At 67.7% G+C, this 25,090-nt stretch carries 21 protein-coding genes and 1 pseudogene; 17 read left to right on the top strand and 5 right to left on the bottom strand.

Annotated elements, in window-relative coordinates; translation table 11 throughout:
• The first annotated feature begins 234 nt into the window (after positions 1–234).
• The 6 genes from OHS16_RS01410 to OHS16_RS01385 all read left to right on the top strand — a co-directional run bounded on the left by OHS16_RS01410 (position 235) and on the right by OHS16_RS01385 (position 8,537).
• A complete protein-coding gene (locus tag OHS16_RS01410) occupies positions 235–1,392 on the top strand; it encodes an anhydro-N-acetylmuramic acid kinase (protein WP_328535280.1) in 1,158 nt (385 codons plus the stop codon).
• A gap of 405 nt (positions 1,393–1,797) precedes the next feature.
• Complete coding sequence (locus OHS16_RS01405) at positions 1,798–3,084, top strand: sugar ABC transporter substrate-binding protein (RefSeq protein WP_328535279.1); 1,287 nt, start codon at positions 1,798–1,800, stop codon at positions 3,082–3,084.
• A gap of 76 nt (positions 3,085–3,160) precedes the next feature.
• Positions 3,161–4,072, top strand: a complete 912-nt coding sequence (locus OHS16_RS01400; protein ID WP_328535278.1) for a carbohydrate ABC transporter permease — start codon at positions 3,161–3,163, stop codon at positions 4,070–4,072.
• The gene (locus tag OHS16_RS01395) at positions 4,069–4,896 is read left to right on the top strand and encodes a carbohydrate ABC transporter permease (protein WP_328535277.1); all 828 of its coding nucleotides are present in this window, start codon (positions 4,069–4,071) and stop codon (positions 4,894–4,896) included. Before OHS16_RS01400 ends, OHS16_RS01395 begins: the two co-directional genes overlap by 4 nt.
• Positions 4,893–6,368 (top strand): glycoside hydrolase family 3 N-terminal domain-containing protein, encoded by a 1,476-nt coding sequence (locus OHS16_RS01390; protein ID WP_328535276.1) that lies wholly within the window; start codon positions 4,893–4,895, stop codon positions 6,366–6,368. Before OHS16_RS01395 ends, OHS16_RS01390 begins: the two co-directional genes overlap by 4 nt.
• Before the next feature lie 528 nt (positions 6,369–6,896).
• Positions 6,897–8,537: an eCIS core domain-containing protein gene (locus tag OHS16_RS01385; RefSeq protein WP_443042540.1), complete on the top strand. Its 1,641-nt coding sequence runs from the start codon at positions 6,897–6,899 to the stop codon at positions 8,535–8,537.
• Between the two features lie 466 nt (positions 8,538–9,003).
• Here the strand turns inward: OHS16_RS01385 and OHS16_RS01380 are convergent, their stop codons facing one another.
• Positions 9,004–9,897, bottom strand: a complete 894-nt coding sequence (locus OHS16_RS01380) for a LysR family transcriptional regulator (protein WP_328540675.1) — start codon at positions 9,895–9,897, stop codon at positions 9,004–9,006.
• 80 nt (positions 9,898–9,977) lie between these two features.
• On the opposite strand from OHS16_RS01380, the gene OHS16_RS01375 reads away from it, so the two are divergent.
• Both OHS16_RS01375 and OHS16_RS01370 read left to right on the top strand, forming a co-directional pair.
• Complete coding sequence (locus OHS16_RS01375) at positions 9,978–10,916, top strand: NAD-dependent epimerase/dehydratase family protein (protein ID WP_328535275.1); 939 nt, start codon at positions 9,978–9,980, stop codon at positions 10,914–10,916.
• 13 nt (positions 10,917–10,929) lie between these two features.
• Positions 10,930–11,841: an aldo/keto reductase gene (locus OHS16_RS01370; protein WP_328535274.1), complete on the top strand. Its 912-nt coding sequence runs from the start codon at positions 10,930–10,932 to the stop codon at positions 11,839–11,841.
• A 91-nt stretch (positions 11,842–11,932) separates the two neighbouring features.
• Here OHS16_RS01370 and OHS16_RS32030 read toward each other — a convergent pair.
• A pseudogene (locus OHS16_RS32030) lies at positions 11,933–12,051 on the bottom strand (Tn3 family transposase); the annotation flags it as partial.
• Between the two features lie 474 nt (positions 12,052–12,525).
• Between OHS16_RS32030 and OHS16_RS01365 the strand changes: the two are divergent.
• On the top strand, positions 12,526–13,080 hold the full coding sequence (locus tag OHS16_RS01365; protein WP_328535273.1) for a hypothetical protein: 555 nt from the start codon (positions 12,526–12,528) through the stop codon (positions 13,078–13,080).
• Entirely contained in the window at positions 13,077–14,387 is a 1,311-nt protein-coding gene (locus OHS16_RS01360; RefSeq protein WP_328535272.1) for a carotenoid oxygenase family protein, read from the top strand. Before OHS16_RS01365 ends, OHS16_RS01360 begins: the two co-directional genes overlap by 4 nt.
• Positions 14,388–14,492: 105 nt before the next feature.
• Here OHS16_RS01360 and OHS16_RS01355 read toward each other — a convergent pair whose 3' ends face one another.
• Positions 14,493–16,856, bottom strand: coding sequence for an LPXTG cell wall anchor domain-containing protein (locus tag OHS16_RS01355; RefSeq protein WP_328535271.1), 2,364 nt, complete (start codon positions 16,854–16,856; stop codon positions 14,493–14,495).
• A gap of 202 nt (positions 16,857–17,058) precedes the next feature.
• Between OHS16_RS01355 and OHS16_RS01350 the strand changes: the two genes are divergently transcribed.
• The 7 genes from OHS16_RS01350 to OHS16_RS01320 all read left to right on the top strand — a co-directional run bounded on the left by OHS16_RS01350 (position 17,059) and on the right by OHS16_RS01320 (position 22,618).
• On the top strand, positions 17,059–17,574 hold the full coding sequence (locus tag OHS16_RS01350; RefSeq protein ID WP_328535270.1) for a hypothetical protein: 516 nt from the start codon (positions 17,059–17,061) through the stop codon (positions 17,572–17,574).
• A gap of 177 nt (positions 17,575–17,751) precedes the next feature.
• Complete coding sequence (locus OHS16_RS01345; RefSeq protein WP_328535269.1) at positions 17,752–17,886, top strand: hypothetical protein; 135 nt, start codon at positions 17,752–17,754, stop codon at positions 17,884–17,886.
• 117 nt (positions 17,887–18,003) lie between these two features.
• Positions 18,004–18,360, top strand: a complete 357-nt coding sequence (locus OHS16_RS01340) for a VOC family protein (protein ID WP_328535268.1) — start codon at positions 18,004–18,006, stop codon at positions 18,358–18,360.
• 302 nt (positions 18,361–18,662) lie between these two features.
• The gene (locus OHS16_RS01335) at positions 18,663–21,047 is read left to right on the top strand and encodes an excinuclease ABC subunit UvrA (RefSeq protein WP_328535267.1); all 2,385 of its coding nucleotides are present in this window, start codon (positions 18,663–18,665) and stop codon (positions 21,045–21,047) included.
• 63 nt (positions 21,048–21,110) lie between these two features.
• Entirely contained in the window at positions 21,111–21,554 is a 444-nt protein-coding gene (locus tag OHS16_RS01330) for a helix-turn-helix transcriptional regulator (protein ID WP_328535266.1), read from the top strand.
• 10 nt (positions 21,555–21,564) lie between these two features.
• On the top strand, positions 21,565–21,975 hold the full coding sequence (locus OHS16_RS01325; protein WP_328535265.1) for a VOC family protein: 411 nt from the start codon (positions 21,565–21,567) through the stop codon (positions 21,973–21,975).
• Positions 21,976–22,198: 223 nt separating this feature from the next.
• Positions 22,199–22,618: an SHOCT domain-containing protein gene (locus OHS16_RS01320; protein WP_328540674.1), complete on the top strand. Its 420-nt coding sequence runs from the start codon at positions 22,199–22,201 to the stop codon at positions 22,616–22,618.
• A gap of 112 nt (positions 22,619–22,730) precedes the next feature.
• Here the strand turns inward: OHS16_RS01320 and OHS16_RS01315 are convergent, their stop codons facing one another.
• Positions 22,731–23,126, bottom strand: a complete 396-nt coding sequence (locus tag OHS16_RS01315; RefSeq protein ID WP_328535264.1) for a RidA family protein — start codon at positions 23,124–23,126, stop codon at positions 22,731–22,733.
• Between the two features lie 1,045 nt (positions 23,127–24,171).
• Complete coding sequence (locus tag OHS16_RS01310; RefSeq protein WP_328535263.1) at positions 24,172–24,768, bottom strand: TetR family transcriptional regulator; 597 nt, start codon at positions 24,766–24,768, stop codon at positions 24,172–24,174.
• Between the last annotated feature and the right edge of the window lie 322 nt (positions 24,769–25,090).

Raw genomic sequence — 25,090 nt, 5'->3', positions numbered from 1 at the left:
ACCGGTAAGCCGGCCGTCCGTCGTCAGTGAGCAGCAGGCGCGAACGCCGGGAACCGGCTGACTCAGGCCCGGGGTGATCGTGTGGGGGCAGCGTACGGTCGCGGACATGGCGGCGAGGGTGGGCAGAAGGGCATCCGCGGCGCAAGCCGGCGGCCGGCAGGCAACTCCCGTTGCTCCGGAACGCACTTGCCGCACCGATGGCCGAGGTTTGTCTCCCGATAGGAAGTGACGGGCATGCGCGTTCTGGGAATGATCAGTGGTACATCGCACGACGCGATGGATACCGCCGTTGTCGACCTCCGCGACCAGGACGGTGTGCTGGAGGGCAGGGTGCTGCACACCGGGGCGGTACCCTACGAGACCGGCCTGCGCACCCGGATCGTGCGTGCGCTGCCGCCCCATGAGGCCGGGGTGGCGGAGGTGTGCCGTCTCGACACCCTGATCGGGCAGGCCTTCGCCGACGCGGCCGCGGCAGCGGTTGCGTCGGCAGGACCTGTGGACCTGGTGTGCACGCATGGCCAGACGTTCTTCCACTGGGTGGAAGGCCGCCGGGCTCGTGGGACCCTTCAACTCGGCCAGCCCGCCTGGATCGCCGAACGTCTTGGCGTACCGGTGGTCGCCGACCTGAGGTCACGTGACATCGCCGCCGGCGGTCAGGGTGCGCCACTGGTCTCCCATCTGGACACCCTGCTGATGGCGGGGATGTCCGACCGGCCCGGTGCCCTCAACCTCGGCGGCATCGCGAACCTCACCACGTCGGGTCCCGACCCCGTCGCGTTCGACACCGGGCCGGCCAATGCCCTTCTGGACGCGGCGGTGGAGGAAGCGACCGGACAGCGCTTCGACAAGGACGGCCGACTCGCGGCGGGAGGCCGAGTGGTGCCCGACCTCCTCACGGACCTCATGGACGAGCCGTACTACGGGTTCGCGGCGCCGAAGAGCACCGGCAAGGAACTCTTCAACGGGGAGTATCTGCGCAGGATGCTGAGTCACCATGCCGGGCTTGAGCTGAACGATCTGCTGGCGACCCTGGCAGCCCTGACGGCGGCCACGATCGCCGACGAGGTGCACCGGCACAAGCTCGGCCGGCTGCTGGTCTCCGGCGGCGGGGTGCGCAACCCGGTGCTCATGGCTGCGCTCGGCCGGGCGCTGCCCGCCGTTCCGGTTACGACGACCGACTCACTGGGTCTCCCCTCGGACGCCAAGGAGGCCATCGCCTTCGCGGTGATCGGCTGGCACACGGCGCACGGCCTGCCGGCCACCATTCCCTCGTGCACGGGGGCGACCGCGGCACGGGTGCTCGGCACGATCGTGCCCGGGTGGGGGCCGCTGAGCCTGCCGGAGCGGGCCGGAGGGGCGGCGCCGCGGGCCGTCCGGTTCCTCGCGGAATGACTGGGAACGCGCCCGGGCACCCGGGCTGCCCCGGGTTCCCGGGCCGCATCGGATCCGTCACGCGGCAAACCGTCGACCGGTACGAATGCGGTCCATCCGTGGCCCGGACGACGGCACCCCAACTCAATTGCGGCCAGGGATTCTTCAGTGATCTGAAATGTCCTGCCACAACCCGGAATCTCATCACTTGATTCGGAAATCCGCAGGCGATCAGGAGCGCCACGATGCGTCGAAATGCAGTTCCCCGAAAGGATACGGGCCGGCCTGGCGCTCGAGCGCCATTGGTTGAACCAATAGTCGAAATCCGCGAAGGACACAGTTCAACATCCACTGGGCTTCAGCTCTTGACTGTCCTTTGGAGGGCTCCGTACGTTCCTCCGGTCTAGACATCTCTGGGGAGTGGTCATGCGGAAACATCTCATCGGTGCCGTTGGTGTATCCATGGCCCTGAGTCTCACGGCCTGTGGCAGCGGGAATTCGAGTGACAGCAACTCGAGCGACGGCAAGGGGAAGACCCTGACCGTGTGGATCATGGAGGGAACCAACCCCGACGCGAAGCCCTTCTTCGACGAGGTCTCCGCGGCCTTCAAGAAGAAGACCGGCGCGAAGGTCCGTGTCGAGTACCAGCAGTGGGCCACAGCGCAGAAGAAGTTCACCACCGCGATCGAAGGCGGGGCGAGCCAGGTCCCCGACGTCGCGGAGGTCGGCACCACGTGGATCCCGCAGTTCGCTGAGACCGGTGGCCTGGTGGATGTGAGCGACAAGGTGAAGAAGGCCGGTCTCAACAACGACCTCGTCGAGGGACTCGCCGACGCCGGCACATTGAACGGCAAGCAGTACGGCATGCCCTGGTACGCCGGCGTGCGCGGTCTCGTCTACCGCAAGGACATCTTCGCGAAGTACCACCTCAAGGCACCGACCACCTGGAAGGAACTCCGTGACACCGCCAAGGTGCTCAAGGAGAAGGAGCCGGGCATGACCGCGTTCCCGGTGGCCGGAGGCGCGGAGATGTTCGCAGCGCCCTTCATCTGGGGGGCGGGCGGCGACCTGGCCAAGCTGGAGGGGGGCAAGTGGAAGTCCACCATCAACTCCCCCGAGTCGGTGAAGGGCATCACGTTCTACACCGACCTTGCCAGGAAGGACGGGGTTTCTCCGGCGAAGGCCACCACCTGGACCGAGAAGGAGGTGGCGACGGACTTCGAGAAGGGGAAGGTCGCCATGACGATCTCCGGCAACTGGACGCCCAAGGCCTTCGTCCAGGCGGCGCCGGACCTCAACGGGAAGCTCGCCGCGGCGCCCATCCCGGGTGAGAACGGCGGAATGAGCAAGTCGTTCCTCGGCGGCTCGTACCTCAGCACCTTCAAGGGAAGCCACCAGGACCTGGCCTGGCAGTTCGTCCAGATGGTGACGACCGGCAAGTTCGCCACCAAGTGGGCCGAGCAGACGAACTACTTCCCGGGACAGAACTCCCTGCTGAAGAAGGTCCAGGAGAAGAACGACCCGCTCGTCGCGCCGTTCGCCAAGCAGATGACCGAGGCCGGAGCGACCGTGCCCAAGACACCGGCCTACGGAAAGATCCAGGCATCACAGGTCGTGCCGAAGATGGTGCAGTCCATCCTGACCGGCAAGCAGAGTGTGCAGGCGGCAGCCGACCAGGCGGCCAAGGAGATGGACAAGATCTTTGCTTCCTGAAGCCACTCCGCAAGGCCGCGCGGCCGCGACGACCCCCGCCGAGGAGTCGCCGCGGCCCCGTGGCCCGAGGCGCACGGTGACCGCGCGCCGCAGACGACTGATCTCCACAGCGCGTCCCTGGGTGCTGTTGACCCCGGCCCTCGTGGTACTCGCGGGCCTGCTGTTGTGGCCGCTGGTCAAGGTCGTCCTGCTGTCGTTCCAGGACTACCAGGTCAAGTTCGGCGGTGGTGTCGCCACCTTCACCGGCATCAGCCACTACCGGGAGCTCTTCGCCGACCCGCGGCTGTGGAAGACGGTGCTGCCCAACACCGTTGTCTTCGCCACCGCCTGCGTGGGCCTGACCGTCGCCCTCGGCACCCTGGCCGCGCTGCTGCTGCAACGCCTTGGCCCGTTCTGGCGGGTCATCTGCTCCACCGCGATCATGGCCGCCTGGGCCATGCCCGCCGTCACCGGAACGTACGTCTGGATCTGGCTCTTCTCGCCGAGCGACGGCATGATGAGCCATTTCGCCGGCTCCCTGGGACTGATCGATCCGGACACCACGAACTGGTTCACCGACCGGCTCTCATTTTTCGCCATAGCCACCGTGAACGTCGTCCACCACGGTTTCCCGTTCGTCGCCATCACGGTGCTCGCCGGCCTGCTGACCATTCCCAGAGAGCTCTACGAAGCGGGGATGATCGACGGGGCGAATGCCTGGCAGCGGTTCTGGAAAATCACGGTGCCGACCATCCGGCCGATTTTCCTGGTGGTCACCATTCTGTCGACCATCTGGGACTTCAAGGTCTTCACCCAGATCTATCTGATGCCCGGTGGCAGTGGCAGCAACGAAGATGTCTACAACCTCGGTGTCTGGTCCTACCAGAGGGCGTTCGCACAGAACGACTACGGTATGGGAGCGGCAACTGCTGTTCTGCTCACCCTGCTGCTCCTCGCGATCACGGTTGTTTACATCCGTACGCTCTTCAAGGAAAGTGACGAGCTGTGAAGCGGACGACGACCTTCTCGCGTATCGGGCTTCCCCTAGCCGTTGTCGCGCTCCTGGTGTTCAGCCTGTTCCCGGTGTACTGGATGGTCACCACCGCCCTTGACCCGAACGCGGTCACTCGTGGTGCCGACCTGCTGCCGAGCGGCATCAGCTTCAAACACTTCAGATACATCTTCGACCAGGGGAACTTCGGCCCTTTCCTGCTGAATTCGCTCCTGGTCGGGTTCGGCACGATCGTCGTGGCCGGTCTGCTCGCGCTGTTCGCCGCGGTCGCCGTCGCCCGCTTCCGCTTCCGGTTCCGCACTTCGGTGCTGATCCTGGTGCTGATCGTCCAGATGGTGCCGTTGGAGGCCCTCGTCATCCCGCTGTTTCTGCAGATGCGTGACTACGACCTGCTGAACAGTCTGCTCGGTCTGACCGTCGTCTACATCGCCTTGTCACTGCCATTCGCGATCTGGACACTGCGCGGCTTCGTCGCCACCGTGCCCAAGGAGGTGGAGGAAGCGGCCTATCTGGACGGGTGCTCCTGGCCGCGGATGTTCTGGTCGGTGCTCCTGCCGCTCGTCGCTCCCGGTCTCGTGGCGACCAGCGTGTTCGCGTTCATCACCGCCTGGAACGAGTTCGTCTTCGCCTACACGTTCATGAAGGACAGTTCCCAGTACACGGCGGCGGTGGGGCTGTTCCAGTTCTTCGGCGAGAACTCCACGGCCTGGGGACCGGTCATGGCCGCCTCCACCCTCATCACCCTGCCGGTCCTGGTCTTCTTCGTCATCGTCCAGCGACGCCTGGCCTCCGGACTCGCAGCTGGTGCGGTGAAGGGGTGAACGCCCGCGAGCGTCAGTTGCTGCGTCAGGTCAACGGCGTCCTGCTGCCGGGCTTCCACGGCACGGAGCCACCGGCCTGGCTGCTCCGGGCGATCGACGACGGCCTGGCCGGAGTCGTGTACTTCGCGCACAACGTGCCGGACCTGGCGACGGCAGCAGCTCTGTCGGGCCTGCTGCACGGGCGGCGGGGTGACCTGATCATCGCCGGCGACGAGGAGGGCGGTGACGTCACCCGGATCGAGGCCGCACAGGGCTCCTCGTATCCCGGCAATGGGGCGCTCGGCCAGGTGGACGACCCCGCTCTCACCGAACGGCTGGCCCGTGGCATGGGCCGCGATCTGCGCCTGGCAGGTATCGGCCTGAACCTCGCGCCCGACGCGGACGTCAACGCCGATCCGGACAACCCGGTGATCGGAGTACGGGCGTTCGGCGCGCATGCCCCCATGGTGGCCAGGCATACCGCCGCCTATGTCACCGGCCTCCAGTCGGCAGGCGTCGCCGCCTGCACCAAGCACTTTCCCGGTCACGGTGACACCACTGTCGACTCGCACCTCGACCTGCCGCAGGTCGACGCCGGACTCGGTCTGCTGAGACGCAGGGACCTGCTGCCCTTCGCCGCCGCGATCGACGCGGGCACCAGGTGTCTGATGACCGCACACATCAGGGTGCCTGCTCTGGGCGACGCCCCCGCGTCGCTCAATCCCGAAGTCACCAGACTGGCACGCGAGGAACTGGGTTTCACCGGTGCGATCGTCACCGACGCGCTGGACATGGGTGCCGTGGCCCGCGATCCGGGGTTCGGCCCGGCCTGCGTACAGGCCGTGTCCGCCGGCGCCGATCTGCTGTGTCTGGGCAACCCCGTCGGGTCCGATGACGAGGCCGCCTATCTCACCGCTCGCGACGCGTTGCTGGACGCCGTCTCCAGCGGCCGGCTCCCCACGGCCCGCCTGGCCGACGCCGCACGGCGAGCCGGGGAGCTGGCGGAATGGATCGGCCGCGCCAGGACGGTCGAAGTTCCTCAGGACGAGCGTGACATGGCTCTCTCGGTGGCCCGTGCGGCGCTGTCCGTGCGGGGCGATGTGCGTCTCACGTCGGCACCGCACGTCGTCGACCTCCGGCAGCGGATCAATCATGCAGCAGGGCGTCACGCACCCCATGTGCAGAAGCTCCTCGCCCGAGCGCTGCCCGGCCTTTCGGCCACCGGTTCTCCACCTCCCGGGCCGACCGTGCAACGTGCCGACAGCGCGCTGCGGGGTGCGCAAGGGCGACCGCTGGTCGTCATCTCCCGCGATCCGCATCGTGACGGCGGGGACATGCCACTTCTTGCCGAGCTGGTGCGCCGGCGCCCCGATGCGGTCGTGGTTCTCACTGGCTGGCCACATGAGGTGGAATCGCTGGCGCGCAACACCGTGGTCACCTACGGATCGGGCAGGGTCAACGCCCAAGCGACTGTCGAACGTCTGGTCGGCTGACGGGACCTGGCGGCCGGGTGCAGGGCGCCCGGTGCCTCCGGAAACGCACGGCGGCAGGCCCGCGAACGCCGACCCGGGGGGCTCGTTCCGCAGGAAGGGAACCGGCGGATCGAGACCAACACTCCATGCGGAGTACAGTTGTTGACCGATCCGAAGGCGTGTGGTTCTCGGGTTCATGCTGATGTGGCTGGCGGGTTCACGTGTACGCCGGTGATGGTTGCATGCCGGCGGTGGCCCAGGAGTGCCGCCAACCCGCGTCCCCGGTGATCGGCCGGGTGTGTGACGGCGGACGGGTTTCTTCACAGCGTTCGCAGACCGGCTGAGATGGATGAGAGGCGCGCGACCGCGGGGACTTGCCCGGCTGAAGGGGCCGCACGGGAAGCCGGAGGGGCAAGGTCTCCGAAGGAGGCGCCCGTTGGTGCAGGCGCGATGTCCGTTGGACCGTTTGACGCTGCCCTCGGGGACCTGGTGGTGGAGCCGGTTGTGGCCTTATGTAGAAGGGCTGTGCCCCATCGGCAGGAGGACCCTGTGCACGACCAGGACAAGACCCGGCAGGACCAGGACCAGAGCGGACGGACATCCGCTCGTGGACCGGTGACCAACACCCGTGGCCCCGTCCCGGGCATCCTCGCTCTGCAAGGGGCCGTTGGCAACGCAGCCGTCGTTCAGATGCTCCGGAGCACCGGCCACCAATACGTCCAGGAGGAACACCGCCACGGCGACGGCTGCGCCCACGAGCAGCCGGCGGTGCAGCGATCCGCTGTCCACGATGTGCTGAGCGGGTCGGGGCGGCCGCTCGCTACCGACATCCGTACCGAGATGGAGACCCGGCTCGGCGCCGACTTCTCCGACGTGCGTGTGCACGATGACAGTGCCGCCGGCGCATCGGCCGCCGAGATCGGTGCCCGCGCCTACACCTCCGGCAGTCATGTCGTCATCGGTGACGGCGGAGGTGACAAGCACACCCTGGCCCACGAGTTGACCCATGTGATCCAGCAGCGTCAAGGGCCTGTCACGGGCACGGACAACGGCTCGGGCCTGAGGGTCTCCGACCCGTCCGACCGGTTCGAGCGCGAGGCCGAGGCGAACGCGCGGCGTGCGATGAGTGAGGCGCCCCCGCTGCAGCGAGCGGCCGAGGCGTCCGCCCCGGCGGTGCGCTCTGCCGGTGCTCAGACGCTGCAGCGCATGCCCAAAGCGCCGAAGCGCACAGGGAAAAGCCGTGCAACGAGCCAGTCGGCGAAGGATCTGCTGGTCAGCGCACTCACCCATACACACGGATGGCAGGCCTACGGCGGCGCGCAGAACAAAACCGTGCACCTCACGAACGCTCCGAAGGAAAACAAGGATGCCAACCTGAAGGCGAATGAGAAAATATACAAGGGTAGCGATAACACCCGGCAGCCGAAATCGTACGCCGGGAACCGCACCATGCAGGGCATGCGATGGATTTCCACCCTTGCGAAGGACTACCTGACCTCGATGTCGGCAAGTGCGGCGGAAGAGGTGCAGGCCACTGTCATCGACGGCACGATGTACATCTCGGCCAACAGGAACACCCATAACGAGTTGCTGCGCGGGCTGGCCGGGCAGCACAAGACCGGCAGGGCGTTCGCGAAGGCATTGATAGAAGCGGTCGGTGATCAGGATGCACCGGACCGATTCCCGCGCCACGCCGGAAAGCTGGCGGACCGGGTGTCGAACGCGCCGGCCGACAACACCGGGGACTACGGCGAGATAGCTTCCGTTGCGGTCAAGGTACCCGACGATGTTTCGAAGGACGACGACGGATTTCACGCGGAACGCCGGCTGGCAGCGTTGCCCGGCTTCGACGCCAAGAAGACAATCGGTGTCAAGCGGCCTTGTGTGGTCTGCTTCACGCAAATCTACGCGGAACTGCAGGAAGATGGAGATCTCGAGGTGTACCCGGGTCCGTTGTGGCCCAGTGCGGCAGCGAACAAGGGTATGGAGAACTACAAGGAAGAGAGCGTCGCGGACTACGCCAAGTATCTCCATGAGACGGTGGAGAAGGCCGGTGGCACCCGCATCAGCTTCACTCAGGCCGGTGAGTACACATGGGATCAGAACAGTGACTCCGATACGGACCGCGACGGCAACCCGGTGAACCAGGGACAGTCGGGCAGCGAAATGGAAATTGATTCGGAAGGCTGAAGGCGCGGCGCCACCGCCCTTCCTGTGCCCGCACCCTCTTCATCAGGGTGTCGGACAAGGGAAGCGCCTCCCTCTTTGCCCGTCGGCACGTTCAGCGTCTCTTGCGAGTTGGGCCACGAGACGAAAGCGATCGCTAGAGCCAGCCCGCTCTTCGGCCGTCCCGGCCGGTCGGTGTCCGCCAGACCCTCCAGCCGTGACTCCCCGAACCGCTCGCGCCACTTGACGACCGTCATCGCCGACACACCCAAGTCATCGGCGACCCCCGCATACACAACGTCCGGCTCGGCACACCGCTACACAATGCACGCCCGCACGGCCCACCTCGATGCCCTCTGCGACCAACGGACCAGCTGATCACGCTCGTCAGCAGTCAACACGAACTCGACGAAAGGGCGCCCCCAGAACAACATCCGGAACCCAGGCAACTTGATGCCCGAATTTCGGGCCCCCGAGGTTAAAGATCAAGTTAGTGCCGGTGCACCGCCTGCTCACGAAGGGCTTGGATTAGTGTCGTGACGTGGGGCCGGTCGTTTCGGCTGATTGCGGCGACGCCGATGTGCCGGATCGGCACCGGCGGCTTGATCGGGACGGTGCGCAGGCCAGGGATCTCCGGGGTGAGCGCGATGGAGGGGATCAAGGAGATTCCCATGCCTGCGGCGACGAGGGAGCGGGCGAAGAAGTAGTCGGTGGTGGTGCCTCGCACTTCCGGGTCGAAGCCGGCGCGCTCGGCGAAGCGGCGAAGGTACGCCTCGGTCTTGAGGCAGCCGAGCACCCAGGGTTCGGCTGCCAGCTCGGCGAGGTCGAGCACGTCGCTTCCGGCGAGTCGATGCCTCTCCGGCAGGACGACGTGCAGGGGGTCTTCCAGGAGTGGGGTCCACTCCAGGCCGGAAGTGGGGCCCGGCCCAATGGGTAGCGGGCCGTCGAAGTGGTAGGCGAGTGCGAGGTCCACGGCGCCCTGGCGGACGAGCGGCAGAGTGCTCTCGGGTTCGCCCTCCCTGACGTGGAGCACGGTACGGGGATGGGCTGCCCTGAGCCGGGCGAGAGCGGTGGGCAGCAGGAGCCTGCCGCCGCTGGTGAAGGTGGCGATGGTGAGCTGTACGCGCCCCGTGCTGAGTTGGTTCACCTGCTGTTGTGCGTGTTCGAGCTCTGCGGCGATGGATTCGGCGGCGCCGACCATGATCTGGCCGGCCTGAGTGAGAGTGACGCCGCGGGTGCTGCGGGCGACGACCTGAGCGCCGAGGCTGCGCTCCAGTATGGCCACGTGCTGAGAGATGGCCGAAGGGGTGAGGCGGAGAGCCATGGCCGCCTGGTTGAAGCTGCCGTGCTCCGCCACCGCCCGCAGGACGCGAAGCCGCTGCATATCAATCAACAGTTTTCCTTAATACGCATCCAGTAGGACGGCACTTCTGCTGATGACGGTAGACCATCCAGGATGGGGGCATGGAAAAGATCTGCGTCGTCGGCGGAAGCCGGTACTTCGGAAAGCTCCTGGTGAAACACCTGCAGGCGGCAGGCCACCAGGTCACTGTGATCAACCGCGGTTCCACCCAGCCGCCCGCCGGTGTTGAGCACCTCATCGTCGACCGCAACGACGAGGCCGCTCTCACTGCCGCGCTCGGCTCCCGCACCTTCGACGTGGTTGTCGATCAGGTCTGCTACACCCCCGTGCAGGCCGCTATCGCCGCCCGCGTATTCGACGGCCGCACCCGGCGCTACGTCATGACCTCCACGATCGAGGTCTACGATCCGGCGACCGCCGCGCTGCAGACTGTGCCGGCGGGTACACCGGTGCCGGAGGAGATCGTGGACCCGGCCGCCTGGCTCGTGGCCATGGACCTGCCCTGGCACGACGACGCCTACCTGGAGGCGCACTACGCCGAGGGCAAGCGCCAGGCGGAGGCCGTCTTCACCCGAGCCGGCAGCTTCGCGTTCTCCTCCGTGCGCAGCGCCCACGTGCTGGGCGGTGGTGCGCAGGAGTTCACCGGCCGGCTGGCGCACTACGCCGCGCACATTGCCCGGGGCGGGGCGATCACTGTTCACACGAGGGCGCTCCCCACGGTCTTCATCCACTACGAGGAGCTGGCGGACCTGCTGCTGTGGGCGACCACGGCCGACTTCACCGGTCCGATCAACGCCTGCTCCGACGGCCCGCTCGACGTACACGACCTCGCCGAGATCATCGCAGCGCAGGCCGGCCGGGAGCCCGTCTACCGGACCGTCCCGGCGGGCGAGGAAGCTTCGCCCTTCTCCTTCGACCGCCACTACGCCATGAGCAACGCCCGCGCGAAGGAGCTGGGCTTTTCGTTCTCCCGCGCCACCGAATGGCTGCCCGGCGCCGTCGCCGAAGCCCTTACCTCCGAGCCGTCACCCACCGCCTGAGGAGCACGTCGCCATGCAGTACCGCACCATCGCAGACACCGCCGTCAGCGCCATCGGCCTGGGCGCCATGCCGCTGTCCATCGAGCACCGCCCGGACGAGGCGCGGGCCATCGCCACCGTCCACGCCGCCCTCGACGCCGGCGTCACGCTCATCGACACCGCCGACAGCTATCAGTGGCACGCCGACGAGGTGGGCCACAACGAGCTCCTGATCGCCCGCGCCCTGGCCCGCTACGGCGGCGACACCTCCGGCGTCCTGGTCGCCACCAAGGGCGGCCGCGGCCGCCCCGGCGACGGCAGCTGGACCGTCACCGCCACCCCCGCACACCTCAAGCAAGCTGCCGAGGCCTCCGCCAAGCGTCTGGGCGTCGGGACCATCGGCCTGTACCAGCTGCACAAGCCGGACCCGGCCGTGCCCTGGGCAGAGTCCGTCGGCGCGCTGAGCGAGCTGCTCGACGCCGGCACGATCCGCGCCGCGGGAATCTCCAACGTCACCACCGCGCAGATCTGCCAGGCGCATCAGATCCTCGGTGACGGCCTCGTCTCCGTGCAAAACCAGTACTCGCCCGCCGTCCGCGACAGCGAGCCCGAGCTGCGGCTGAGCACCCAGCTCGGTCTCGCCTTTCTGCCGTGGAGCCCACTCGGTGGTATTGCCCGCAGCTCCCTTGACGGCCCCTCAGGCCACACCCCGGTCGGCACCCCCTTCCACCACATCGCAGCCGAGCGCGGCGTCAGCCCGCAGCAGATCGCCCTGGCCTGGCTGCTCGCCCGCTCCCCGGCAGTGATCCCGGTACCGGGAGCCAGCCGCCCGCCCTCCATCACCGACTCGGTCAAGGCTGCGGAGCTCACGCTGAGTACGGAGGAGCTGTCACGGCTTGAGGACGCTCTGCTGCCTGAGGTGGGTCACGGTCCCTTGCCGGCTTGACCGAGGACGGCTGGGACCTGGTGCCTGTCGCTGTTCCGGCGCGGTCGCCGGCCGGCCGGGGTGTCGTCGGGGCGGTACGGGCGGATGCTGCCGATGCGACCTCGGACGGCGAACAGCTCTTGAGCTGGGAGTGGACGCAGACGTTCTTGCGCTCGGCATGCCAGTAGATCATCACGTCGTTGCCGCCGTACCGGACGTGTACCAGGTCATGTAGGTGCTGGACCAGGAACCGAGTGCGGACCCCGGCCTCGAAGACCTTCTCGTGAACGCTCCCACCCCTGCGTCGACTATTCGTTCGGTTTGACGGAGGAGGCAGACGCAATGCAACGGGACCGTCAGCAGGCAGGGCGGGCAGTTGCCTTCCACCGCGGGTCCGAGAGAGGAGACCAGGGCCGAGTCGTCGGACTGCGGTGCCGCGACTCCATGGCGTGATGGGCAGTCAGTATCGTTGCTCGAGCGACCTGTTCGCTGCTGGCATGATTTTCCGCGCGCGGCGGCCTGCAGCGAACCGTTGCAAGGGGCATAACCGCAGGCGGGTCGCTCGGAGTGGGGGCCCGGACGGCGTGTGCCGAAGACTCATGCCGCCCAGCTTCGCCTCACCTCTCACATTCCACTATTGACATGTTGGTACTGGACCTTCTAGTTTTGACATGTCGGAACGGAAACGCTGAAGCGGAGACCTCAATGTCCTACCTGCGCACCTTCCTCCCATGGATCATCTTCGCTGTGCTGCCGTCGGGGGACTGGCAGTGGGCGGCGCTGGCCGCCTTGGCCGTCGCGGTGGCAGTGATCGTCCAGCAGGTCCGGACGGGTGCCGGATGTGACGCGCTGATCATCGAGCTCGGCTCCGCCGTCTTCTTCGCGGTACTGGCCGCCATCGCCTTCGTCAACCCGGACTCGGGCGTGCACGACTACTCGGCGGCGCTGTCATCGGGCACGCTGGCGGTCATAGCCGGGATCTCGCTGGCCATCGGTAAGCCGTTCACCCTGGGCATCGCCAAGCGCACCACCCCGCCCGAGGTTTGGGGGCTCAAGCCGTTCATTCGGACCAACGTCATCATCACCGCCGTATGGACCGCGGGCTTCGCGCTGACCGCTGTCGTGCTCGTCCTCGTGGCGCATGCAGGAAACGCCCACTCGACGCTCTCCACGCTCATCCAGATCGCCGGCTTCGTGATCCCGATGCTCTTCACCGTCCGCTACATCGCCCATGTCCAGGCCAAGGCCGCTGTCCGATGATCCCAGCGGAAGAGTCCCGGCCCCACCTGGCGGGCAACTACGCCCCCGTCGGTGAAGAACTCACCGCGTACGACCTGCCGGTGACCGGGCAGATCCCGGCCGAACTGGCCGGTTGGTACCTCCGCAACGGGCCGAACCCCGCTGACGCCGCATCCGGGCACTGGTTCTTCGGCGACGGCATGGTCCACGGCGTCCGGATCGAGGGCGGTCGGGCTGTCTCGTACCGCAACCGCTGGGTGCGCACCCGCAGCTTCACCGACGGGGCCCGGACCTACGACGACCACGGGCACCGCGATCTCACCGCAGGCCCGGCCAACACCCACGTCATCCGACACGCGGGCCGGACCCTCGCCCTGGTCGAGACGGCCCTGCCCTACGAGCTCACCTGCGACTTGGAGACGGTCGGGGCATACGACTTCGGCGGCAAACTGGGCACCGCGATGACCGCGCACACCAAGGCGTGCGCGGCCACCGGAGAGCTGCACTTCTTCGGCTACGGGATGCTGGAGGCCCCCGGCCTCACCTACCACCGTGCGGATGCCTCGGGTGAGCTGGTGATCAGCAGGCCTGTCGAGGTGCCCGGGCCGACGATGATGCACGACTTCAACCTCACAGCCGGGCACGTCGTGTTCATGGACCTGCCCGTGGTCTTCGACCTGGACCTGGCCACCGCCGGGACCATGCCCTATCGATGGGACGACGGCTACGGCGCGCGGTTGGGAGTGCTGCGCCGCAACGACCCGTACGGTGAGGTGCGTTGGTTCGGCATCGACCCGTGCTACGTATTCCACCCGCTCAACGCCTATGACGCGCCGGACGGCACCATCGTGCTGTACGTCATGCGCTACCCGGAGCTGTGGCGGCGGACCGGCGATGTCGTCGACCGCAAACAGCAGGCCACACTCTGGAAGTGGACGATCGATCCAGGCACCGGGACGGTCCGCGAAGAGCAGTGCGACGACCGCCCCGGCGAGTTCCCCCGAGTCGACGACCGGCTGACCGGGCTCGACGCCGCTCACGGGCACGTGACGTGCGGCAATTCACTGGTGCGATACGAACTGGCCAGCGGTGCGGCGACGGAGCACAGCTTCGGGCCCGCCCGCACGCCCGGAGAGGCCGCCTTCGCCGCCGCCGACAATGCGGCGGGCGGCCCGGGCTGGCTCCTGACATACGTCTACGACTCCGCCACCGGCCGCAGCGACCTGGTCATCCTGGACGCGGACGACCTCGCTGCGGCCCCGGTCGCCACCGTTCATCTGCCGGCCCGTGTGCCATACGGCTTCCACGGCAACTGGCTCGCGGACTGAGCGACCGACCCCGCACGGCTCCGGCTGCTCAGCCGGGGCCCGAAGCACGCCCGAGGCCCCGCCCGGAGATTCCGGACGGGGCCGTGTGGTTCCGCAGTCGGGCGGTCAGCCGCTGGTGGTGCGGCGTCGTCGCCACCAGATCAGTGCTCCACCGGCTGCCAGGAGCACCACAGCGATCCCGGCGACGGCGAGGACCTGGGTTCCGGTGTCGGCGAGGCCTCCGCGGTCATCCTTGCCTGCCGGGCCGGACGGGCTCCGCGGTCCGTCCGACGGGGTGGACGAACTCGGCGGGCGAGTGTGAGTGGCCGGGCTGGAGGGAGCGCTGGTGTGGGTCGGTTTCGGACTCGGCGTGCTGCCGCCGTCCCCGCCCCCGGCCTGCTGTTGCCCGCCGCCGCCGAGCAGCAGCAGGTGGTCGTTCTCGGCGTTGTCCGTCATGGCCTGCACGCTGGTTCTGGTGGACCTGGGCAGGTGGCGGTGCTGCACCTGGAACTCGCCGCGGCTGATGTTCCGCTTGGGTGCCTTGGAGAAGTCGACCCCGCCCATGACGCAGGTCTTCTGCTGCCCGGCGAACTCGCAGGGGTAGCTGTAGTCGCCCTGCGTGAACGACTTCACGTAGTCGTCATAGGTCTGCTTCGGCCTCCACGTCCTGTTCGGGCTGCGCAGCGGCCACCGGCTCACGTTGTTGCTGTTGATGATCGTGTGGTACTCCGACGGTGCCTGGGCGTCCTGCTGACGGACGTACTCGGCGGCCACGCGCGCACTGTAGACGCGACGCAGATCGGCGTACTCAGGTGCGGTGTTGACCCGCTTCTCGATGTCCGGCGTGATGGTCTGCCGGGCCAGGTCGGCAGCGGTCTTCTGCTGCTCCTTCGTCAGGTGACAGTCGCCGTTCGGACTCGGGGTCTTGAAGTTGATCTCGAGCGTGTTGACCTTCAGCGGTGTGTCGAGGATGTAGAGGCCGCCGGCGTCGGCGCGGACCTTGGCCTGCTTGGGCACGATCCAATTGCGAAGCGAGGTACCGCACTTCAGCCCGGCGGCCTGCATGGCGGCCCAGTACTGCTTGCCCAGACCCTGGCGCGGGTCCAGGTCCTTGGCGTAGTCGTGCTTCATCTGGAGGTCGGCCTGCAGCAGTACGCGACCGGCGTCGGTCCTGCCGAACGTGGCGTCCATGATCTTGTCGGGCTGGTCCGGGTTGAGGTTGACCCAGAACTTGTCCGGCGTCAGGGCGAGCCAGGCGAAGAAGCTGTCGGAGATGAGCTGTGCCTTGGCCCTGCCGCCCCATCCGTACTGCGGGGACTCGTCCTGGACCTTGTTCGCGGAGAACGCGTACGGCAGGCCCTTGCCGTTGACCGGCTTGCCGACGTAGGCGAGGTCGAGGGTGGAGAAGTCGACACCGCCCGGACCGCGCACTCCGTTCGCGCGGGGTCCGTTGACCCCGATGCGCTTGATCTGCTCGGCCATGTCCTTCGGGGTGGCGGGGGACTGGCCGACCGTCCGCGAGGCCCCGCCGGCGGCCTGGTTGTTGCCGCCGGCGGCGAAGTTCGGGTCGCTCCGCGTCACCCCCTTGACGGCGTTGTACCTGGGGAGGCTGGTGGATCGGTGCTCATAGGCGGTTACGCGGGGGCGCCCGCGGTCATCCATCCCGAACTCATCGGCCAGTTTGCCGAGGTACTTCGTGGTGGCTGAGTTCTTCGACTCGCCGTTGACATAGGTGACGCGGGAGTTCTTGCGGGCAGGGTCCTCGAGAAATGCCTTGTTGGCCCTGTCCTGGTCGGTGTCGCGTCCGGGACCGGCCTTGAACTCCAGGAACTTGTCCTGCTTGTAGTTCACGGCGTCGAACTTGCGGACCATCGGCTTCATCTTGCCGGTCTTGGGGTCCTTGACCATGACCGTCCGGCCGTTTTTGTCCTTGACCTCGACCTCTTCGTTGCACAGCCAGTCAGGGCCGAGCAGACCGAGATCCTTGACGGCCTTCTTCTCGAAGAAGGCCCCGCGTTTGTTGTTGTTGTTCGGCAGGATCCACGCGTCCGACAGCCACTTCTCGAAGCTGCCGTAGCGGGTGTCCGTCCAGGACTTCCGCGCCATGTAGTCGCGGTACTGGGCGTAGACACGGTCGGGTGTGTTCTTGCCGTACTGCGTGTACGGCTTGAGCCCTTCGAGGAAGTTTCGCTGTTCCTCCGGCGTGCCCTTGAGCGTGAGGCCGTCCATGGCCTGGCGCGGGGCGTCGTACGCATAGGAGTCCCAGTTCCGCTTGTCACGGACGTGGATGTTCTGCTCCCACGGCTGGACAGGGTTCTCGGCGCCGGTGAAGTCGTACTTCTCGTCGCAGCGCTTGCCCTTGTCGGCGTATGCGGTGCCCGAAAGTAACGGCAGGCCGACGACAGTGAGGACTCCTGCGGTGGCCAGGGTGAGAGCGGTGTGCGTGATGGATCGGCGGCGCCTGGAAGGCGTGGGTATGAGTCGGTTCACTGTGGGTTCTCCGACGGGAGCCCGGACGATGATGTGCGCGCGGCGCCAAGGCCCCCGTGACATGTATGGCGCCGCCGAATCCCAGACACTAGTTGGCGCCGCGGACAGGAGTCGCACAGTTTCCCGGGCGTGCCGCCAGTCAACGCCCTTTGCACACAGTTTCGTTACAACGGAAGTGCCGGGCGATCTAGGCTCTGACGGCATGGATGCGATCGACACGCCCGAATGGGCCGACAACCCCCGGCTCAGCGCCTGGCTGGGCACCCAGCGGGACGACTTCCCCGCCTGGTCGCAGGAGCACGGCGGAGGCTGGGACTTCACCCCCGCCTCGCTCGACCGGCTCGAGGAACTGGTCCGCGCCCGGTTCTCCGCGTGGAAGGAAGCCGACCTGGCCCGTGACACGGTGCTGCTGCAGGTCGCGTCGTGGTATCTGGGTGAGGTCCAGGTGCGTCACTGCGGAGCGCAGTGGCGCTGCGACCCGGATGAACCGGACCAGCTGCCGGTCGCGGGAGGGTACCCCCTCGTGACGGTCCCCCGTGCGGCGCTGAGCCACGCCGAGCAGGAGATGCTCGCCCGCGAGGAGGAAGAAGACGGCAACCCGACCCCGGTGGTGGATCCCGCCGCCACGATCCGCTCTCTCTTCGCCGCCCCGGACAACCACCTGCGCGACGTGATCGGCTGGTTCGACGGCTTCCGGAGCTGGCTGCGTGACGCATAGCGGATCGGAGGCGCACCTTCGCCTCCGCGTCCCCGGTGCCGCACTGTGGCATGTGGTGAGGTCCAGCTCGGCAGGCACACGCGACGGCCGGGACCTCGTCGTGGGCCGAGGAACACGCGACCGGACCGGTCAGGAATCGAGAAGCGCGGTCACCGGGCCGCAGCTAGCGTGATCGCCATGGACGTCACCCACTGGGCCCTCCTCCCGCGCAGCGACGCGGACGAATCCCTGCCGTGCCAGGCCGTACGGCGCGACTGCAAGGGAGTGGTCCCGGTGGTGGCCGTCCTTACCTCGCGAGCCGTGCCCGCCTGACGAACGGTCGGCACAGAAAGCGCCATCCGCAGTGATCGGCTGTCGCTCTTCGGCTTCCGGTTCGTCCTGGAGCCGGAAAGCGACAGCCCGATCGGACCTACGACTTCAGGAGTGACCATGACCAGCTCTTCCACCCAGGGAATCAAGACCGTGCTGCACCCCGTGTCCGACCCGGCGAAGGCCAAGGCGGTGTACGCCGCCCTGCTCGGCGTGTCGCCGCAGACCGACGAGTCGTACTACGTGGGCTTCGAGGCCGAGGGCCAGCAGATCGGCCTGGTGCCCGGCGGCGGGCCGCAGGGCATGACCTCACCGGTGGCGTACTGGCACGTGCCGGACATCGAGGCGAAACTGGCCGAGGTGACCGCCGCGGGCGCCACTGTGAAGGAGCCCGCGCACGACGTCGGTGGAGGCCGCCTGGTGGCCACCTTCACCGACGTCGACGGCAATGTCCTCGGGCTCCTTCAGGACCGATGAGTGCCGGCCCCCACCCCCTCGCCCGGCATCGCCGCCGTACCGGGCACCGGCTCGCCCGCGGACCGACGTCCGAGCGGCCGGTGCTTCGGCGGGCGGTGCGCCGTACGTGGGGCCGCTGCCCGCCGACCGGGACGGCGAGGGGCAGCCGCGGGCCACGCCCCGGTGAAAGCCCTGGCTCCCACGCAGGGGAGAACCGGACAATGGAGAGCGGACGCACCGCTCGCGGCCGGTCGGATCGAGCCGGGCGACACCGGCGGAAACCGCGAAGGCGGATCTGCCCGACGGATGGAGACACGATAAGCATGGCCACCAGGACGCAGTCGCAGTCGTCTGCGCCGCATGTTGCCGACAGCCACGATCTGATCCGTGTGCACGGTGCTCGCGAGAACAACCTCAAGGACGTCAGCATCGAGATCCCGAAGCGCCGTCTGACGGTGTTCACCGGTGTCTCCGGCTCGGGCAAGACCTCACTGGTGTTCAACACGATCGCCGGGGAGTCGCAGCGTCTGATCAACGAGACCTACAGCGCCTTCGTGCAGGGCTTCATGCCGACGCTGGCGCGCCCCGAGGTCGACGTGCTCGAAGGTCTGACCACCGTGATCACCGTCGACCAGCAGAGGCTGGGTGGCGACCCGCGCTCCACGGTCGGCACCGCCACCGACGCCAACGCGATGCTGCGCATCCTCTTCAGCAGGCTCGGAAAGCCGCACATCGGCCCGCCCGGCGCGTACGCCTTCAACGTCCCCTCGGTCCGGGCGAGCGGCGCGATCACCGTCGAGCGCGGTGCCAAGAAGACGGTGAAGGCGACCTTCAACCGCACCGGTGGCATGTGCACCCGCTGCGAAGGCCGGGGCACCGTCTCGGATATCGACCTCACCCAGCTCTACGACGACTCCAAGTCGATCGCGGAAGGCGCGTTCACCATCCCCGGCTGGAAGTCCGACAGCTTCTGGACCGTGCGGGTCTACGCCGAGTCGGGCATCCTCGACCCGAACAAGCCGATCCGCAAGTTCACCAAGAAGGAGATGTACGACTTCCTCCACGGGGAGCCGACCAAGGTGAAGGTCGAGGGGGTGAACCTGACCTACGAGGGTCTGATCCCCAAGCTTCAGAAGTCATTCCTGTCGAAGGACAAGGAGGCGCTGCAGCCGCACATCCGCGCGTTCGTGGAGCGGGCTGTCACCTTCACCACCTGCCCCGAGTGCGATGGCACCCGGCTCAGTGAGGGGGCCAGGTCGTCGAAGATCAAGCGGATCAGCATCGCGGACGCCTGCGCGATGCAGATCAGCGATCTGGCCGAATGGGTCCGCGGTCTCGACGAGCCTTCGGTGGCGCCGCTGCTTTCCGCGCTGCGGCAGACCCTCGAATCGTTCGTGGAGATCGGCCTCGGCTACATCTCGCTCGACCGGCCGTCGGGCACGCTGTCGGGAGGCGAGGCGCAGCGCGTCAAGATGATCCGCCATCTCGGCTCCTCGCTCACCGACGTCACCTATGTCTTCGACGAGCCCACCGCGGGCCTGCATCCCCACGACATCCAGCGGATGAACGGCCTGCTGCTGCGGCTGAGGGACAAGGGCAACACTGTGCTCGTCGTGGAGCACAAGCCGGAGACGATCGCGATCGCCGACCACGTCGTCGACCTCGGCCCCGGCGCCGGCGCCGGGGGCGGCGCCGTCTGCTTCGAGGGCACCGTCGAGGGACTGCGGGCCGGCGGCACCGTCACCGGCCGTCACTTCGACGACCGGGCCGCCGTCAAGGAGACGGTACGCAAGCGCACCGGCACGCTGGAGATCCGCGGCGCCTCGGCGAACAACCTGAGGGATGTCGACGTCGACATCCCTCTCGGGGTGCTTGCCGTCGTCACCGGTGTGGCCGGCTCCGGCAAGAGTTCGCTCGTGCACGGGTCGATCCCCGCCGGCGAAGGTGTGGTGTCGGTCGACCAGAGCCCGATCCGCGGTTCGCGGCGGAGCAACCCCGCGACCTACACGGGGCTGCTCGACCCGATCCGCAAGGCCTTCGCGAAGGCCAACGGCGTGAAGCCGGCCCTGTTCAGCGCCAACTCCGAGGGTGCCTGCCCCACCTGCAACGGCGCGGGCGTCATCTACACCGACCTGGCGATGATGGCGGGCGTCGCCAGTACCTGCGACGAGTGCGACGGCAAGCGCTACCAGGCATCGGTGCTCGACCACCACCTCGGTGGCCGCGACATCAGCGAGGTGCTCGCGATGCCGGTGACCGAGGCCGAGGAGTTCTTCGGTGCCGGCGAGGCGCACACTCCGGCCGCGCACAAGATCCTCGACCGGCTCGCCGACGTGGGGCTCGGTTACCTCAGCCTCGGCCAGCCACTCACCACGCTGTCCGGCGGCGAGCGTCAGCGGCTGAAGCTGGCCACCCACATGAGCGGGAAGGGCGGCGTCTACGTCCTCGACGAACCGACCACCGGCCTTCACCTCGCCGACGTCGAGCAGCTGCTCGGCCTGCTCGACCGGCTCGTCGACTCCGGCAAGTCCGTCATCGTCGTCGAGCACCACCAGGCGGTCATGGCGCACGCCGACTGGATCATCGACCTCGGACCCGGCGCCGGTCACGACGGCGGGCGGATCGTCTTCGAGGGCACACCCGCCGACCTCGCCGCCGCCCGCGCAACCCTCACAGGTGAGCACCTCGCGGCGTACGTCGGTACCTGACAGAGACCTCGAGGAACCTTGCATCCCGTTGTGCGCACAGTCGCATGTGGCACGATTTCGTATGTGACCAGCAGACCAGCCACAGCGCAGCACCTGCAGGATCTCGTGCGGCTGCGCCGTGTCCGTGACCGGATCGACCGGGAGTACGCGCAGCCGCTGGACGTCGAGGCGCTCGCGCGCGGCGCGCACATGTCGGCCGGGCACCTCAGTCGCGAGTTCCGGCAGGCATACGGCGAGTCGCCGTATGCCTATCTCATGACGCGGCGTATCGAGCGGGCGATGGCGCTGCTGCGGTGTGGCGACCTCAGCGTCACCGAGGTGTGTTTCGCGGTCGGCTGTTCGTCGCTGGGCACCTTCAGCACACGTTTTACCGAGTTGGTCGGTGTGACGCCCAGCGTCTATCGGCGCCAGGCGACGCGCGCGACGGCTGGGATGCCGTCGTGCGTCGCGAAACAGGTGACGAGACCGGTCAGGAATCGAGAAGCGCGGTCACCGGGCCGCGGCTAGCGTGACAGCCATGGACATCACCATTCACTGGACGTTCCTCCCGCACAGCGACGCGGAGGCATCCCTGGCCTTTTACCGCGACATTCTCGGATTCGAGGTCCGTAACGACGTCGGATACGGCGGCATGCGCTGGATCACCGTCGGCCCCGCCGACCAGCCCGGCACGTCCATCGTCCTGGAGCCCCCGGCCGCAGACCCCGGAATCACCGACGACGAGCGCGACACCATCCTCGAGATGATGGCCAAGGGCAGCTATGCCCGCGTCGTTCTGGCCACCGCAGACCTCGACGGGACCTTCGCGCGGCTGGAGGCCGGCGGCGCCGAGGTCGTGCAGGAACCGACCGAGCAGCCGCACGGGATTCGTGACTGTGCCTTCCGTGATCCTGCGGGCAATCTGATCCGCATCAACGAGGTGCACTGACCCTTCGGCGAGTGCAGCCCGGTCCCGGGCGGACATCACGGTGAGGCGCCGGGACAAAAGCCCGCGGCGGCCCCGGCCCTCCGGGCACGGTTCATCCCTGGCCTGACAGGTGGTCTCGGGGTGCGGCCGGTCCGAGATGCGGGATGTCCCGGGTGGCGGTATGCCTGAGGAGACCGGATCAGATTCCGCGGCAGCGCGCGGACTGGGCGTGGAGGGCTGCGCGATGGACGACTATCCGCTGCTGGATCTGTTTCTGACGATGCTCTACTTCTTCCTGTGGGTCATGTGGTTCTTCCTGTTGTTCAAGGTGATCACTGATCTGTTCCGTGACCATTCGCTCAGCGGGTGGGCCAAGGCGGGATGGCTCGTCTTCGTGCTGCTGGTGCCGTATGTCGGGGTGCTGGTGTACCTGATCGCGCGCGGCCGGAGCATGCGGGAACGGGATGTGGAGCAGGCCAGGGACCAGGAGCAGGCGTTCCGTTCCTATGTGCAGAAGGCCGCCGGCGGGCCAGGGCCGGGTCACGGCGGTGGAGGCGGCGGGGGCGCTCATGCCAGCGAGCTGGCGAAGCTGGCCGATCTGAAGCGCAACGGAGACCTGACCGCCGACGAGTACGAGAGGGCGAAGGCGAAGATCCTGGCTTGAGCCGCATTCACCGCGTCCGAACCGAGTGGAGACGGCTGTCGTACACCCGCCGCGGTTGCCATGATCCGTACAGCTCGGCCCCGTTCGGGTTGCCGGAACGGACAGGCGGAGTTCAGTCCTCGGCGCGGGTCACGGCCAAGGCGTCCATCTCGACCCGGAAGGCCGGATTGACCAGCCCTGCCACCTGCACGAGCGAGCAGGCGGGAGGACGGGTGGCGTCCTGGTGCTCGTCCCGCACCCGGCGGAAGGCCGGCAGATCGGCCAGGTCGGTCAGGTAGACCGTCAGCTTGACGACGTGCTGGAGGCTCGAGCCGGCCGCCTGAAGGACGGCCGTCAGGTTTGCGTAGACCTGGCGCACCTGAGCCTCGGTATCGTCCCTGCCCACCACATGGCCCTCCTGGTCCACCGGAACCTGCCCGGAGACCGCGACCATTGTTCCGGTGAACGCGACCGCATGACTGTAGCCGTTGACGGGCGAAGAACCCTCCGGACGGACGAAGTGCTGCATCGGGCTCTCCTGCAATAGGACGGCGCGGACAGGTGCCGCGGGCTTGTCGAACGTCGGTGGGACTGGGCTGCCCTCCGTCAGCCTGGTGGCGTCAGGCCGTGGAGACTGCGGACCACACGTCGCCCGGGGGAAGGCCCCCGGCACCGTGTCGCGCGGCCGAACTCGTCTCCTCGGCGGGCCACTTCGAGCAGCGGGTCTCTGACATCGGCAGCCTCAGCACACGCGGCCGGGCGGGCGGCCTTGCGGGACACCCGCTCGGTCCGCGGTCGGCCGTGTGGACGTATCCGGGGATCGCCTGATCGTCAGGTACGGGTCCCCCTCACCTTCGCGCGATCGATCGGCCGAGCGCGCAGAAGCGAGCTCATGGTCATTCACCGCTCCGCCGGAGTGCCTGAGAGAACCCCGGCGGGCTGGGTCAGCTTCGACGAGGACGGCGAGACGCGGCGGCCGGCGGGAAGGCCGGAGGCGGAGGCTCCTCCTCCTCTTCTTCGTAAGGAGACAGGTCGGTGCTGAAGAGCGGTTCGACGAACAGGTTGTGATGCTGCGGCTGGGCCGCGAGTACCGGAGTCGTGTCCGATGCGGTTGCGGGCGAACGGCGGGCAGGAGCAGTGGTCAAGGTGTTCCATCCGGTCGGGCCGGAATGGACGGTGCTGTCCCGCGGGCGCGGGTCGGCGTGTTCCATTCCGGCTTGGCCGCCGATGACGAGGTGTCGCCATGGGGCACGCGAGGTGTCCAAGTAGAGCAGATGTCCGACGAAGCGGCCCGCCTGGGGGAATGTGACGCAGTGAAAGCATTGCGGCGCCCTTCGTCCCGGGCAACTGTGGCAGGCGCGGGCACCGTTGTGCGGCAACGTCCTCGTGACACCGCCCGCCGGTTTCACCGTCGCGAGCAGCAGCGCCGTATGGGCGGGACGAAGGAATCCGCGAGGTGGCGGTATGACTGCCCGGCTCCCGGCCCGACCTGTTCGGCCGGTGCGAGCGGTCGGACATCCGCCCTCGGCGACGGCGGACCGGGTCGCTGCCTGTGGCGCACGGGACGGAGCGGCTCAGTGTCCTGCCGTGGGGTAGGCGATCCTCGTTGTGATGCGTGCGATGCGCCGCGCCGTCTGTGTGGGTGATGCCCCGGGCTGGACGATATGGCTGACCGTGAGCCGCACGATGGTCTCGACAGCGAGGCTGCGGGACTCGGCGTCGACCTCGGGCCAGGCCTCGGTCGCATAGGCGTCAAGCATGGCCATCGCAGTGTCGAAGACGGGCTCGGCTCGCGTGGTCAGATAGAGCAACAGATCGTCTTCACCGCCGCGCGCGGCCAGCATGACCGCTTTGATCAGCGAGTTGTCGACCGCCTGTCGGAGCGTGAAGCCGACCCCGGCCGTTGCTGCCGCCTCCAGGTTGTCGCGATGGGCGTCGAGCTCCCGCTGGATGCCGAGCAGGAAGCCTTCCAACTCCCGCTGGATCAGTGCTTTCCCGACGGCTTCCTTCGACCCGAACTCGTTGTAGAGGGTCTGTCGGCTCACGCCGGCGGCACGCGCGACCCCGGCGAGGCGCAACTTGCCCCAGCCTTCCGAAGCGACGAGCTCATGGGCGGCGTCCAGAACCTGCTCGCGGAGCAGCGACCGAACACTTTCGCGAAATCGTGTCATTGTGCCCCCACTTTAGCTACCAATGACTGTCCAAAGTATTGACGATTCCAGGGTCAAGTGTCTAACTACTGGACAGTAGGTGATGAGAGTGTCCGAGCGTAGCGATGGCGGGGAGGCCGTACATGGCAAGGCCGGCCGCGGGGGCAGGAGTCCTGTTGCCGCGGAAGTACGGCGCCCAGCCCGGTTCGAACGCGGGAACAGCGGGTGATGCGGAGGTCGCGGGCCGTATCCAAGAAGGTCCGCCGGTTCATCGAGCCGGTCACCGGCTCCACCGGGGAGAACGCGGTGGCGGACGTTCGCGGGCGCGGCCCGTGGCGACGCC

Origin of the sequence: Streptomyces sp. NBC_00344 (assembly GCF_036088315.1) — a bacterium.
Lineage (GTDB): Bacteria > Actinomycetota > Actinomycetes > Streptomycetales > Streptomycetaceae > Streptomyces.
This window is presented reverse-complemented; position numbering and strand designations above follow the sequence as displayed.

What these genes read in the sequence shown, in the direction of transcription:
- OHS16_RS01410 (WP_328535280.1), top strand. Translation starts at nt 235, where the DNA reads ATGCGCGTTCTGGGAATGATCAGTGGTACATCGCACGACGCGATGGAT.
- OHS16_RS01405 (WP_328535279.1), top strand. Translation starts at nt 1,798, where the DNA reads ATGCGGAAACATCTCATCGGTGCCGTTGGTGTATCCATGGCCCTGAGT.
- OHS16_RS01380 (WP_328540675.1), bottom strand. Translation starts at nt 9,897, where the DNA reads ATGCAGCGGCTTCGCGTCCTGCGGGCGGTGGCGGAGCACGGCAGCTTC.
- OHS16_RS01375 (WP_328535275.1), top strand. Translation starts at nt 9,978, where the DNA reads ATGGAAAAGATCTGCGTCGTCGGCGGAAGCCGGTACTTCGGAAAGCTC.
- OHS16_RS01370 (WP_328535274.1), top strand. Translation starts at nt 10,930, where the DNA reads ATGCAGTACCGCACCATCGCAGACACCGCCGTCAGCGCCATCGGCCTG.
- OHS16_RS01365 (WP_328535273.1), top strand. Translation starts at nt 12,526, where the DNA reads ATGTCCTACCTGCGCACCTTCCTCCCATGGATCATCTTCGCTGTGCTG.
- OHS16_RS01360 (WP_328535272.1), top strand. Translation starts at nt 13,077, where the DNA reads ATGATCCCAGCGGAAGAGTCCCGGCCCCACCTGGCGGGCAACTACGCC.
- OHS16_RS01350 (WP_328535270.1), top strand. Translation starts at nt 17,059, where the DNA reads ATGGATGCGATCGACACGCCCGAATGGGCCGACAACCCCCGGCTCAGC.
- OHS16_RS01345 (WP_328535269.1), top strand. Translation starts at nt 17,752, where the DNA reads ATGGACGTCACCCACTGGGCCCTCCTCCCGCGCAGCGACGCGGACGAA.
- OHS16_RS01340 (WP_328535268.1), top strand. Translation starts at nt 18,004, where the DNA reads ATGACCAGCTCTTCCACCCAGGGAATCAAGACCGTGCTGCACCCCGTG.
- OHS16_RS01335 (WP_328535267.1), top strand. Translation starts at nt 18,663, where the DNA reads ATGGCCACCAGGACGCAGTCGCAGTCGTCTGCGCCGCATGTTGCCGAC.
- OHS16_RS01325 (WP_328535265.1), top strand. Translation starts at nt 21,565, where the DNA reads ATGGACATCACCATTCACTGGACGTTCCTCCCGCACAGCGACGCGGAG.
- OHS16_RS01320 (WP_328540674.1), top strand. Translation starts at nt 22,199, where the DNA reads ATGGACGACTATCCGCTGCTGGATCTGTTTCTGACGATGCTCTACTTC.
- OHS16_RS01315 (WP_328535264.1), bottom strand. Translation starts at nt 23,126, where the DNA reads ATGCAGCACTTCGTCCGTCCGGAGGGTTCTTCGCCCGTCAACGGCTAC.
- OHS16_RS01310 (WP_328535263.1), bottom strand. Translation starts at nt 24,768, where the DNA reads ATGACACGATTTCGCGAAAGTGTTCGGTCGCTGCTCCGCGAGCAGGTT.